Annotated in this window: 11 protein-coding genes; 9 read left to right on the top strand and 2 right to left on the bottom strand. The window is 61.0% G+C overall.

Going from position 1 to position 13023, the window contains the following annotated elements; all coding sequences use genetic code 11:
* Window positions 1-78: 78 nt before the first annotated feature.
* The gene (locus KUV41_RS17565) at window positions 79-1419 is read left to right on the top strand and encodes a sodium-dependent transporter (protein ID WP_222486898.1); all 1341 of its coding nucleotides are present in this window, start codon (window positions 79-81) and stop codon (window positions 1417-1419) included.
* 368 nt (window positions 1420-1787) lie between these two features.
* On the opposite strand, the gene KUV41_RS17560 is transcribed toward KUV41_RS17565, so the two are convergent.
* Window positions 1788-2000: a PA3496 family putative envelope integrity protein gene (locus tag KUV41_RS17560; protein WP_206942048.1), complete on the bottom strand. Its 213-nt coding sequence runs from the start codon at window positions 1998-2000 to the stop codon at window positions 1788-1790.
* A 336-nt stretch (window positions 2001-2336) separates the two neighbouring features.
* Here KUV41_RS17560 and hexR point away from each other — a divergent pair, with 336 nt between their 5' ends.
* The 3 genes from hexR (at window position 2337) to KUV41_RS17545 (ending at window position 6778) form a co-directional block, all read left to right on the top strand.
* A complete protein-coding gene (gene hexR, locus KUV41_RS17555; RefSeq protein ID WP_206942046.1) occupies window positions 2337-3197 on the top strand; it encodes a transcriptional regulator HexR in 861 nt (286 codons plus the stop codon).
* 115 nt (window positions 3198-3312) lie between these two features.
* Window positions 3313-5517 (top strand): DNA helicase II, encoded by a 2205-nt coding sequence (gene uvrD, locus KUV41_RS17550; RefSeq protein ID WP_222487007.1) that lies wholly within the window; start codon window positions 3313-3315, stop codon window positions 5515-5517.
* A 172-nt stretch (window positions 5518-5689) separates the two neighbouring features.
* On the top strand, window positions 5690-6778 hold the full coding sequence (locus KUV41_RS17545) for a TRAP transporter substrate-binding protein (protein ID WP_206942044.1): 1089 nt from the start codon (window positions 5690-5692) through the stop codon (window positions 6776-6778).
* Between the two features lie 58 nt (window positions 6779-6836).
* On the opposite strand, the gene KUV41_RS17540 is transcribed toward KUV41_RS17545, so the two are convergent.
* The gene (locus tag KUV41_RS17540; RefSeq protein WP_206942570.1) at window positions 6837-7235 is read right to left on the bottom strand and encodes an acyl-CoA thioesterase; all 399 of its coding nucleotides are present in this window, start codon (window positions 7233-7235) and stop codon (window positions 6837-6839) included.
* Between the two features lie 310 nt (window positions 7236-7545).
* Between KUV41_RS17540 and KUV41_RS17535 the strand changes: the two genes are divergently transcribed.
* The 5 genes from KUV41_RS17535 (at window position 7546) to phoU (ending at window position 13003) form a co-directional block, all read left to right on the top strand.
* The gene (locus tag KUV41_RS17535) at window positions 7546-8517 is read left to right on the top strand and encodes a phosphate ABC transporter substrate-binding protein (RefSeq protein ID WP_224907864.1); all 972 of its coding nucleotides are present in this window, start codon (window positions 7546-7548) and stop codon (window positions 8515-8517) included.
* A gap of 73 nt (window positions 8518-8590) precedes the next feature.
* Window positions 8591-9799, top strand: a complete 1209-nt coding sequence (locus tag KUV41_RS17530) for an ABC transporter permease subunit (protein ID WP_206942042.1) — start codon at window positions 8591-8593, stop codon at window positions 9797-9799.
* Window positions 9796-11376, top strand: coding sequence for a phosphate ABC transporter permease PstA (pstA, locus tag KUV41_RS17525; protein WP_206942040.1), 1581 nt, complete (start codon window positions 9796-9798; stop codon window positions 11374-11376). Before KUV41_RS17530 ends, pstA begins: the two co-directional genes overlap by 4 nt.
* A gap of 86 nt (window positions 11377-11462) precedes the next feature.
* Complete coding sequence (pstB, locus tag KUV41_RS17520; RefSeq protein ID WP_206942567.1) at window positions 11463-12236, top strand: phosphate ABC transporter ATP-binding protein PstB; 774 nt, start codon at window positions 11463-11465, stop codon at window positions 12234-12236.
* Between the two features lie 32 nt (window positions 12237-12268).
* The gene (gene phoU / locus KUV41_RS17515) at window positions 12269-13003 is read left to right on the top strand and encodes a phosphate signaling complex protein PhoU (RefSeq protein WP_206942038.1); all 735 of its coding nucleotides are present in this window, start codon (window positions 12269-12271) and stop codon (window positions 13001-13003) included.
* Window positions 13004-13023 lie beyond the last annotated feature (20 nt).

The following is a 13023-nucleotide window of genomic DNA, read 5'->3' as shown; positions in this document are numbered from 1 at the left end:
GAGGACGTGGCGACTACAAACACAACGCCGTCATTGCATCCGATCGATCAATGACGACACGTATCCTCAGGGTGATTTATGTCCAAGACTACACATGCGCAGTGGTCATCGCGCCTGTCCTTCATTCTTGCTGCTACCGGCTCGGCCGTTGGTCTCGGTAACATCTGGAAGTTTCCTTACATGGTGGGCGAGAGTGGCGGTGCCGCCTTCGTTCTTGTCTACCTTCTGTGTATTGGCCTGATTGGCCTGCCTATTCTGGTGACCGAGTGGATGATCGGTCGGCGTGGGCAAAGCAACCCGGTCAATGCCATGGCCAGCGTGGCCAAGCAGGCCGGTCAGCCCAAGATCTGGGCGTTGGTGGGTATCTCCGGTGTGATCGGTGCCTTCCTTATCCTGTCGTTCTACAGCGTGATCGGCGGTTGGTCCCTGTACTACACCCTGGGTAGCGTCACTGGCGACTTCAGCGGTCAGGATGCCGACGGCATCGGCGCCCTGTTCGGTGGCATGCTGGCGAGTCCTGGTCTGCTGCTGCTGTGGCACTCTATCTTCATGTTGCTGGTGATCGGCATCGTGGCGCGGGGCGTCACCAAGGGCCTGGAAGGTGCGGTCAATGTACTGATGCCCGCGCTGGCGCTGCTGCTGGTCGTGCTGGTGGGTTATGGCATGACCACTGGCCACTTTGGCGAAGCGCTCAACTACCTGTTCAATCCGGATTGGTCAGCGCTGAACGGCGAAGTGGTGCTGGCAGCTCTGGGGCATGCCTTCTTCACGCTGTCTCTGGGCATGGGCATCATGATTGCCTATGGCTCTTACCTGGGCGAAAAGGTGGATCTGATCAAGACCGCTCGCACCGTCGTTATCATGGATACCGTGATCGCACTGGGCGCTGGCCTGGCCATCTTCCCCATCGTGTTCGCCAATGAGCTTGACCTTGCCTCTGGTCCCAGCCTGATCTTCGTTACCTTGCCTCTGGCCTTCGGTAACATGGGTGGCGGCTTGATTCTTGGCCTGATGTTCTTCCTGCTGTTGACCTTTGCTGCCCTGACATCGGCCATTTCGCTGCTGGAGCCGGTGGTGGAATTCGTGGAAGAGCGTACGCCCCTGTCGCGTTCGGCCTCGACCGTCGTTGCCGGTATCGGTGCCTGGGCGCTGGGCATTGCCGCGCTGTTGTCGTTCAACCTGTGGAGCGAGCCGGTACTGTTTGGCCTTGGCGTTTTCGATCTGCTCGATAAGCTGACCAGCAAGTTCATGCTGCCGTTGACCGGTCTTGGCGCCATTGTGTTCGCTGGCTGGTTCCTCAGCCGCGAGGGTGTCGCAGAAGATCTGGGCCTGTCCGGCGGCAAGGAAATGGTGTGGGTGGCACTCACCCGGGTTATCGCGCCCATCGGCGTTATCGTGGTGTTTATCTCGAGCCTGTAAGCCGCTCGTCAGATCGGCGTCGCTGTGGCGTCGATCGACTCTGTGCTTCCAAGACCCGGCCTTGTGCCGGGTCTTGGCGTTTTCGCCGATCTCTTTGGCCTGCCGTGTATTGTAGGGCTAAAGACACATCGCAAGCGCATCGAGCCGCGTTTAGCTAGGGCTGGTTAGTCAGGGCTTGAGCTGGGCAGGGTTCGTCGTGAGTAGGCGGGAGACGCTGCCACGCCCATTTTTTAGGGCGGAGCCGATCACCTGCCCTCGTGGCGGGGCAAGATGAGGAATGGCATGCCCAGAGAGGACGTTGCCATTCATTGGCGTCAGGCAGGAACGTCGGTGGTGGCAGGCCTGCCTGATCTGATGAGGCTGTCTGGCTAGTGCATTTCGTCTTCGTTGCCGTCTTCCGGCAATTCAGCGATGTCTTCAGAAAGGCGCTTGAATTCGCGATGCAGCTCGATGCCGCGGCGGGCCCTGAGGTTACGCTGGGCCGCGCTACGGGAGCGCTTCTCGTGTTCGGCGACTTCCATGCTCATGAAGATGTCGAGGAGTTCACTCTTTACGGAGGTTAACCGTTCGACATTACGCATGATCGACTCTCCTATGCAGTGAATGTGCCGGCATCCAGGACGCTGCGCGACACTGCCCTTTTACTATACCCCAGTTGACAAAAAGATGACGGTGTGGGTGTTAATTCTGCAACGCTCTGCCAACGCTTGAGAAAAAAGTGCCTTTGTTCAAACCATTGGCCTCTATCAGGGGGATGTCGATTGGTTGGGCAATCCTCGTCGGCATCGGGCATACTGGAATGCAACACCGGCCCGACAGCCATGGAGCTGTATGACATGCTGCCATGCACGATGTCGGGCGGGACAAGGCTCAAGGCCTGCTACCTCGGGGCCTCCCGTCAGTCAAAGGAGTAAAGGGTGAGTCGCGCGCTGTTTGATGAAATGCGACGTCGCATGGAACACTTCCGGCGGTCAGAGCAGAAGGTGGCACGCTTCGTTCTGCGTAACCCCGATGAAGTTATCCACATGCGTATCGTCGATCTTGCCACTGAGGCAAAGGTCAGCGAGCCCACGGTCGTGCGCTTCTGTCGCGCACTTGGCTGTGACGGGTTTCAGGATTTCAAGCTGAAGCTAGCGCAGATGCTGGCGTCAGGTAGCCAGTTCGCTCAATTCTCGATGAATGACAGCGACTCCGTGGCCGAATTCTCCCACAGCATCTTCGACTCGACGGTGGGCACCCTGCTGTCGATTCGCGATCGCCTGGACAATGATGCGTTGAACAGGACCATCAACGCGCTGGCCATGGCCAATCGTGTCGAGTTCTATGGTTTCGGCGCGTCTGGTGCAGTGGCCTTCGATGCGCAGCACAAGTTCTTCCGGCTGCAGATTTCTACCGCTGCCTATGCCGACCCCCATATGCAGAACATGTCGGCGGTGACGCTCAAGGAAGGCGACGTGGTGGTGGCCATTTCCCAGACCGGGCGTACCCGCGCCCTGGTCGCCAGCGTCAAGCTGGCACGGGAGGCGGGAGCCACCGTGGTCGGCCTTTGCCCGAGCGGATCGCCGCTGGCGGATGAGGTAGACCTGCCGCTGTTTATCGATGTGCTCGAAGACACAGAAATTTATACGCCGATGAGCTCGCGAATTGCGCACCTGGTGCTGATCGACGTGTTGGCGGTAGGTGTCGCCAAGACCCGAGGTCCCAAGTTGGCCGAACAGCTCAAGGCGGTAAAGCGTAGCCTGAACCCGTTGCGTTATCCCGAATCCGACTCATCTTGACGCGCACAAGCGGAGACTGACGACCCGCGCCTTGGGGTCGATGGTCTGCTGTCCTTTTATCCAGCATCGCTATGGTAGACTGGGCGCCCACTTTCTCTCCAGCGGTGCCTTCTCCATGGACGACGTCACGGCGATCATTGACGGCCTCAATTCGGCGCAGCACGAGGCGGTATGCGCTCCTCAGGGCAACATGCTGGTGCTCGCCGGCGCGGGCTCCGGCAAGACCCGCGTGCTGGTGCATCGTATCGCCTGGCTGATGCAGGCCGAGGGGCTGTCACCCTACGCCGTATTGGCGGTGACCTTCACCAACAAGGCCGCCAGGGAGATGCGCACGCGTCTTGAGGCCCTTCTGGGACTCTCGCTGAGGCATGTCTGGGTGGGCACCTTCCACTCGATTGCCCATCGCTTGCTGCGTACTCACTGGCAGGATGCTCGTCTGCCCCAGCACTTCCAGATCATCGATTCCGATGATCAACTGCGTCTGATCAAACGCCTGTTGAAAGATAATCAGGTCGACGACGAGCGTTTCCCGCCGCGCCAAGTGCAATCCTTCATCGGTGGTTGCAAGGAAGAAGGGCTTCGGCCACACCAGGTACGTACCAACGGCGACGCCTATGTCGAGCAGATGGTATCGCTGTACGACATCTATCAGTTGACCTGTGAACGTGGTGGTCTGGTCGATTTTGGTGAGCTGTTGCTGCGCAGCCTGGAGCTTTTGCGTGACAATCCTGCATTGCTGGCCCATTACCAGGAACGCTTTGCCCATGTGCTGGTGGATGAGTTCCAGGACACCAACACCTTGCAGTACGCCTGGTTGAAGCTTCTTACTAGGCAGCGCACGCCGATGACGGTGGTGGGTGATGACGATCAGTCGATCTACGGTTGGCGTGGGGCCAAGGTGGAGAACATCCGTCGCTTCGAGCAAGAGTTTGCGGATACCAAGACCGTCCGACTCGAACAGAACTATCGCTCTACCAGCGCCATCCTTGATGCGGCCAACGCGCTGATCAAGCAGAACTCTGATCGCATGGGCAAGGAGCTGTGGACGGCTGGCAGTCGCGGCGAACCCATTTCCGTGTATGCCGGTTTCAATGATATGGAAGAGGCACGCTTTATCGTCGATACCATCAAGGAAAAGGTCGATGAAGGGTTCCAGCGCCAGGAAGTGGCCATTCTGTATCGCTCCAATGCTCAGTCTCGAGTGATCGAGGAGACCTTGATTCGCCAGGGCATGCCGTATCGCATCTACGGGGGGCAGCGGTTCTACGAGCGCCTTGAGATCAAGAACGCCTTGGCATATCTGCGCCTTTTGCTGAACCGTGACGATGACGCGTCCCTGGAACGCGTCATCAATGTGCCCGCTAGAGGTATCGGTACGCGCACTGTAGAGGGCTTGCGCGATCGTGCGCGCCGCGCGGAGGTATCGCTGTGGCAGTCCATCCATGACACCCTGGCCGACGGCTCTCTAAAGGGGCGTGCCGCCAACGCCGTGACGGCATTTGCCGACCTGATCGAAGGTCTCGACAATGACACCTCGGGGATGGCGCTTCACGAGATCATCGCCCACGTTAACCAGCGCACGGGACTGATTGATCACCACCTCAGCGAAAAGGGCGAGAAGGGCCAGGCTCGAGTCGAGAACCTGGAAGAACTGATCAATGCCGCGCGGGCGTTCTCCCAGGGCGAGACATTGGATACCGTGGAGGCTGGCGAGGGCATGGTGGCGCTCGAGGCCTTTCTGGCCGAGGCGGCGCTCAACGCTGGCGAGCACGAGGCCGACGAATTCGAAGACAGCGTGCAGCTGATGACGTTGCACTCCGCCAAGGGGTTGGAGTTCCCAGTGGTATTCATTGCGGGAGTCGAAGAGGGGCTGTTTCCCCACCGCATGTCCCTGGAAGAGCCCGGCCGCCTCGAGGAAGAGCGCCGACTCTGCTACGTCGGGGTGACCCGGGCGATGAAAAAGCTGTATCTGACCCATGCCGAGATTCGCCGCATGCATGGCAAGGAAACCTTTCAGCGGCCGTCTCGTTTCCTGCGCGAGTTGCCCGAGTCGCTGCTGGAGGAAGTGCGTCTTCGCGGCCAGGTATCGCGTCCCGTCAGCGCGCGGCCGACGCCGCCACGCTTTGCCCAGTCCGGTGTCGAGGCCAGCGGTGACCTGCCTGCACTGTCATTGGGGCAGCGGGTTCGCCACCCGGTATTTGGTGAGGGAGTCATCCTCAATGCAGAAGGTGAGGGGGAGCGTGCCCGGGTGCAGGTCAGCTTCGAAGGCCACGGGGATAAATGGCTGGTACTCGGGTTTGCCAAGCTCGAGGCGCTGTAGCCCACTGCCGTCTTTGCCAGCTGCGCTCTTGAGCGCAGCGTCTCAGGCCTGGCTTGCAGGCTAATTTCTCTTTCCCGCATACTTCCCGGCGGACACCACGCCGGGGAGAGCAGCCTTCGACCCTGCTGCTTTGATGCCGGCGTCGACATAACACGCTTCAGGAGCTCGCCCCATGGAACGCCGTTCCTTTCTCAAGACCGCCGGCCTCGGCGCTGCAGGCGTCGCCGCCGCCCCCTTTGTCAGCACCGCCAGTGCCCAGGAAACCATTACCTGGAACATGGTCACCTCCTGGCCCAAGAACTTCCCTGCATTGGGAACCGGTGCCAATGACCTGGCCGAGCGGATTGAGCGGATGTCCGGCGGGCGCATGAAAGTTAGGGTTCACGGTGCAGGCGAGATGGTGCCGGCCATGGAAGTCTTTGACGCAGTGTCTCAGGGCACCGCCGAAATGGGACATTCCGCTTCCTATTACTGGCGTGGCAAGGTGGCGGCATCCCAGTTCTTTACCGCCGTGCCATTCGGCATGACCACCACCGAGACCAACGCCTGGCTTTACAACGGCGGTGGTCAGGAATTGTGGGACGAGCTGTATGCCGGGCATAACCTCAAGCCATTTGCGGTGGGCAATACCGGGACCCAGATGGCAGGCTGGTTCAAGAAGGAGATCAACTCACTGGAAGATATGCAGGGGCTCAAGCTGCGTCTGCCCGGTCTTGCCGGTGAAGCCATGTCAGGCATCGGGGTCACCACGCTGACGATTCCCGGCAGCGAGATTTTCACTTCGCTGCAGACCGGTGTGCTCGATGCTGCAGACTGGGTCGGACCGTACAACGACTTGGCCTTTGGTCTGCACCAGGTCGCGGATTTCTACTATACCTCTGCCTGGAACGAGCCGAGTGCCATCCTTGAGGGGACGGTCAATCTGGATGCCTGGAACGCGCTTCCCGACGACCTCAAGGCCATCGTGACCGAGGCGGCGAGAGCCTCCAACCTGGCGATGATCAGTGAATTTGCCTTCCGCAATGCCGAAGCCCTGGACGCGTTGGTCAATGAGCACGGCGTGCAGCTGCGTGCCTTCCCTGACGACGTGATCTCGGCGTTGCACGAATCGTCGGAGCAGGTATTGCAGAAGCAGGTGGACAGTGACGAGGCGTCTGCGCGCATCTACGAGTCATATCGCAACTTCCAGGCCCAGGTGCGCAAGTTCTCGGATGTGGGCGAGTTTGCCTATCTCAAGGCGCGGGACAACGTGCTGTCTTGATGTCTGAACGCCCGGGCAACGGTGGACGAGTGCCGTTGCCCGGTGGCAGGCCGCCGGATCAAGCATGCACGCCTCGGATGCGGCCATTGTCGTCCAGTGCCACCAGCACGTGGCGTGCTTCGGTGACCTTGTGGAGGTCGTCCTCGCTGTCGTGAGCTGTACGAACCCATACCTCCACATCAATCTTGATCGAACTGTGGCCAATATCACCGACCTGGGTGTAGACGCAGACCAGAGAGCCCACACGCACCGGGCAGAGAAAGTCCATTCCCTCGATCGCCACGGTGGCGGTTCGTCCCCGTGCCTCTTGGCTGGCGGTCCACTCTGCGGCCTGGTCCATCAGGCGGGCTAACCAACCAGCGGGAATGTCACCGTGCGCGTTGGTGTCCTGGCGAGTCGCCGCGAGCTTCAAGGTCAGTTGACCCTTTGGCACAGGAACGTCATCGACTTCGGTCATCATGATGAGTGGCATCCGGCGTGAGTTGTTGTCATCGCTGACGTTCGCAAGCAAACGCCATCGTCGCTGACGTCATGAAACCACCCCGGAGCGATATACTCCACCGTTCGTGCGTTACCCTGCAGGGACGTCGCGCCGAGGACCACCACGCCCAGAAGCTTTGATAGACGTTCTGGCAGAAGCTCTGGCAGAAGTTCTAGGTGGTTGCCTTGGCAACCGTGTGGCACGGATGATGTGAAAACTCAGGAAGATAGCCGAGCGAAGGCGTCATTCTGTCTGACGTGATGCTGAGCCAATGCCGGGAGGCCAGATGTCCAGCGTGTCCCATTTTGCTGCCACCAGCAGGCGCATCGTGATGCTCCTGTGGCTGGGCTGGGTGGCATGGTTACCCTTGCCGGCGACGGCACACGATGTCGCGGGGGCATTGAACGCAGTAGGTTCGGACACCATGGCCGAGCTGATGCTGCGCTGGGGGGAACAGTTCGAAGAGCAGCGTCCAGGCGTTCGTCTGCAGCTGCAAGTGGCAGGATCCGCCAGTGCTCCACCCGCGTTGATTGCCGGCACTACGCTGTTGGGCCCCATGTCGCGGCCCATGCAGGATGATGAGAAGGCAGCATTTGCGGCACGTCACGGCTATGCCGTCACTCCCGTGGTCGTGGGCAAGGATGCCCTGGTCGTGGTGGTCAATCGGCATAATCCCCTCGAGCGTCTGAACCGCCAGCAGCTCGACGCCATCTTCTCCGATACGCTGGCCTGTGGTGCGGAAGAAAGCATCGACCACTGGCAGCAGCTGGGGCTGGATGATCCCCAGGGCAGCATCCATCTGTACGGTCGTAATGCGGTCTCCGGTACTCACGGTCTGTTTCGGCGTCGTGCGCTGTGTGATGGTGAGTTCAAGGTATCCGTCACCGTCTCGGCGGGATCGGCAGCGGTGGTCGCCGCTGTCGGTGACGACCCGCGAGGCATCGGGTATGTCGGTTTGAATCATTTGAACGCTGACGTGCGTGAGGTGGCCATTGCCGATGGCCAGCGTGACGTGAGACCTGAGCGTCAGGCGCTGCGGGATGGGGACTATCCGTTGGTTCGCGACTTGCTCATTTACGTCAACCGGCCCCCGGAAACACCGCTGCCGGAGGTAGAGCGTGCCTTCCTGGACATGGTGCTGTCGCCGTCGGGTCAGCGCGTGGTGAAGGAACTGGGCTTCGTGGCGCTGTCTCCCTCGGCATTGATGGCACAGCGACGAGCGCTGGGGCTACCGGCGTTGGCACGAGAGGAACGTTGATCAAGCCGCCTTCTGTCATCCAGATGTCATGAAGATGTCGTAATCTTCCGCTATGCAACAATGGCTGGCCTAGATGTCTGATCCTACCTCCACCAATCCTCTCTATCGGTCCCGCCAGCGGCGAGATCGACTGGCCACCCTGCTGATCACGGCAGGGGGGATCGGTGTGCTGTTGACGGTCATTGCCATCGCGGTATTTCTGCTGGTGGAGGTGGTGCCCCTGTTCTGGCCCGGGGCAGACGGAATGTCTCTGAGTGCGCTGTGGTCGGCCCCCGGCACCAGTGGCGAAGCTGAGTTTCGCTGGCTGCCTCATCGCCTCGAAGAGGGGGTGGTTGCCCAGGCCAGTCTGGCGCCGTTGCTGTGGGGGACGCTTGAGGCCGCTATATGGGCGCTGATAGTGGCCATACCGTTGGCACTAGGCGCGGCGGCCCACTCGAGTCTGTATATGACGCCGGGACTGCGTGCGCGCATGAAGCCGACCCTGGAGCTGATGGAAGCCATGCCCAGCGTCGTACTGGGTTTCATTGCCGGGCTGGTGCTGGGCCCCTGGGTGGAACGCCATCTGGCCGAGGCAGTGTCCGTCGTGCTGCTGCTGCCCCTCGCGATGATCACGCTGGCGCTGGGCCATCGTCGGCTACCGGTCCCCGTGCAGCGGTACCTGTCGCTGAATTCGGCCGCCTTGTGGTTATTGCCCTGCCTGTTGTTGCTGGTACTCGCCGCGGTGCAGCTTGCCCCGCTGTGGGAGAGCTGGTGGTTCGCTGGCGACCTGCGCGAATGGGTCGAGCAGCGCTGGGGTCTCGATGTTCAGGCCCGCAATGCCATGATCGTGGGGCTGGCGATGGGGTTTGCCGTGATCCCCGGCATTTATGCGCTGGCCGAGGATGCGCTCAGTGATGTGCCGCGAAACCTGGCGGAAGGCGCCCAGGCCATGGGTGCCACGCGCTGGCAGACCCTGACCCGCGTCATGCTGCCGATTGCCCTCCCGGGGATCTTCTCCGCCATCATGATCGGGGCCGGTCGAGCGGTGGGAGAAACCATGATCGTGTTGATGGCCAGCGGTAACAGCGCCCTGATGACGGCGACGCCGTTGGATGGCCTGAGGTCGCTGGCCTCGAGCATTGCGATTGAACTGCCTGAAGCGGCACCAGGCGGCACCCACTACCGCTTGCTGCTATTGGCGGCCCTGGCGCTGTTTCTGTTTACCTTTCTGATGAACACCCTGGCCGAGCTGGTGCGTGCAAGACTCAGGCAGCGCTTCCGGCGTTCGCGGGGTGATACATGAAGATTCCCGGCCATACGGCGGTCGGCAGCAAGACGCTAAGACGTCCGCATGAGGGGCCCTGGGCGTGGTTGGCTGCGGCCTCGGTAGCGCTGTCGGTATTGATGCTAGGCGCCTTGATTGTTCTGCTCAGCGTGAAGGGGCTGGCCAACTTCTGGCCGTCGACCCTGCACGAGGTCATCCTTGATGACGGCGACACGGTCATAGGCGTGCCTTTTGAGCAGCGCACGCTGCCCGGTGGAGAAGGCGTCGAGCGGCGCTACTGGATAGCCAATCGTGATGATGGCGGTGGCATCTGGCGCTGGTTGAGCGTCCCGCGGCTGGCGAGTGACCAGACGCCTGATGACCTGGTCGTGCTTGAGCGACGTCACTGGGGCACCTTCTTCGGTCGCCTGGTGGCAGTGAGGCTGGAGGGTGAACGGCTGACGGGAGAGGCCGCGTGGCTGGCCATGGAGCAGCGGCTCAAGGAGCTTGATGCCCTGCGCCAGGCCCGACAGCAGTTGACCCGTGATGACATACTGCCGTTGATCCGGCGCATGGAGCGTGAGCCGTCGTCGAGCGAGACACAGCACCGCCTGGATGACCGGCAACTGCAAGCGTTGCAGGCGCGGGCGAAGGAGCTTCGTCGGTTGCAGCAGGGCGGGGTGCTGGTGCTTGAGAACAGCCAGGGCCAGCGTCAGGAGCAGCCCTTGGAGGAAGTGCTGGATGCCTGGCGCCCCAACGCCATGGCCTGGTACGAAAAACTGGGCCACTGGGGAGGAGAACTGTGGCAATTCCTGTCCGAGGGGCCCCGGGATGCCAACACGGCCGGCGGCGTGTGGCCTGCGATCTTCGGCACTATCTTGATGGTGTTGCTGATGTCGGTGCTGGTCACGCCCTTCGGTGTGCTGGCTGCCGTCTATCTCAATGAAGTGGCCCATCAAGGCCGCTTGACTCGGCTAGTGAGGATTGGCGTGCGCAATCTGGCCGGGGTGCCCTCCATCGTATACGGCGTGTTTGGCCTCGGGGTCTTCGTCTATGGTATCGGCGGCAGCATTGATCGGTGGTTCTTCGACTCATCTCTGCCATCGCCGACCTTTGGTACCGGCGGATTGCTGTGGGCATCGTTGACCCTGGCGCTGTTGACCCTGCCAGTCGTGATCGTGGCCACTGAAGAGGGCCTGTCACGGATTCCCCTGCACCAGCGCGAGGGGGCACTGGCACTGGGGGCAACACGCTTCGAGACCTTGACTCGGGTGGTGCTGCCGATGGCCATGCCGGCCATGCTGACAGGATTGATTCTGGCGGTGGCCCGGGCCGCGGGAGAAGTGGCGCCGCTGATGTTGGTCGGCGTGGCAAAGCTCGCACCACAGGTTCCAGTGGACGGTGAGTTTCCTTTCCTCCACCTTGAAAGAAAGTTCATGCACCTTGGCTATCACATCTACGATGCCGCCTTTCATTCCAGCGATGTTCAGGCCGCCATGCCGCTGGTCTATGCCACGGCTCTGTTGTTGGTAGTGGTTATTTTGGTGCTTAACCTGACTGCAATATTCATGCGGCATTATCTGCGCAAGCGTCATGGTGCGCCGGTGCGTCGATGATGCAGGGAGAGTCAATGTCCATCGATGGAAGGCTGCCCCAACGCCAGCTCAGCCAGGCCTCCCTGGGAAGTCGGCGCGGGGCGGTCATGGCGTTTTCGGAAGCCGATACGTGCCTGGATATCCAGGGGCTAAGTCTGGCCTATGCGGGCAAGCCCGCATTGAAGGATCTGACGCTGCGCATCCCGCGGCACCGAGTGACGGCCTTCATCGGGCCGTCGGGCTGCGGCAAGTCGACGTTGCTGCGGGCACTTAACCGGCTGCATGACCTCAACGAGGACGTCAGCCGGCGCGGCAGTATCTATCTCGATGGGCACGACATCCATGATTCGCGAGTGGCCGTGTCGGAGTTGAGGCGACGGGTAGGCATGGTCTTTCAGGCACCCAATCCTTTTCCCATGTCGATCTACGACAATGTCGCCTTTGGTTTGCGACTGCAGGGGGGACTCAGCAAGCGGCGCATCGATGATGTGGTCGAGTGGGCGCTGAAGTCAGCCGCACTGTGGGAAGAAGTAAAGGGGCGCCTGCGTGCGTCAGCCTGGTCACTGTCAGGTGGTCAACAGCAGCGACTGGTGATTGCGCGGACCCTGGCGGTAGAGCCCGAGGTGCTGCTGCTGGATGAACCCGCCTCCGCTCTCGACCCGATCTCGACGCTCAAGATCGAGGAATTGATTCGCACGCTGAAGCCACATCTGACCCTGGTACTGGTCACTCATAACATGCAGCAGGCGGCACGCGTGTCCGACTATACGGCGTTCCTGCATAACGGTGAGCTGGTGGAGTACGGACCGACCGACACCCTGTTCACGCACCCGCGCCTGAGGCGCACCGAAAACTACATCACCGGACGTATGGTGGGCTGATCGCCCCCTGCACCTCCCTTCAGGAGACCTCCATGGATATCACCAGCGATACCCACAGTCAGCATATCTCGCGCCAGTTCAATCACGAGCTTGAAGAGCTCAAGACCCACCTGATGGCCATGGGTGGCCTGGTCGAGAAGCAGGTGCAGGATGCTGTCAGCGCACTGCTCGACTCCGACTCGGCGTTGGCCTCCCGGGTGGTCGACAATGACCGCGCGGTCAACGATATGCAGATCAAGATTGATGACGAGTGCACCCGCGTGCTGGCCCGCCGCCAGCCGGCCGCCTCGGACCTGCGCCTGGTGCTGGCGGTGATCCGCGCCGCATCCGATCTCGAGCGTATCGGTGATGAAGCCAGCAAGATCGCCCGTAACGCCATCGAACTGGTGGACGGCAATAATGGCACTCGCGGGTTCGTCGAGGTGCGCAATATCAGCGAGCACGTTCGCCACATGATGCGCGATGCACTGACCTCCTTTGCCCGCTTCGATACTGAGCTTGCGATGCAGGTGGTGCAGGAAGACGAGCGCGTCGACAGCGAGTATCAAAGCGCCATGCGATCGCTGATGACCTTCATGATGGAAGATGCTCGGTCTATCTCGCCAGTGCTCGCCATCATGTGGATTCTGCGAGCCCTAGAGCGCGTGGGTGACCACGCCAACAACCTGGCCGAGTACGTCATTTACCTGGTCAAGGGCCTGGATATCCGTCACGTCTCGCCGGACAAGATTGACCCGGATCTGCTGGACGACGACGCCTCGTCTTGACCTGAACGCCGCAAGCGGCG

This window comes from Halomonas sp. DP8Y7-1, assembly GCF_019801685.1.
GTDB lineage: Bacteria > Pseudomonadota > Gammaproteobacteria > Pseudomonadales > Halomonadaceae > Halomonas > Halomonas litopenaei_A.
This window is presented reverse-complemented; position numbering and strand designations above follow the sequence as displayed.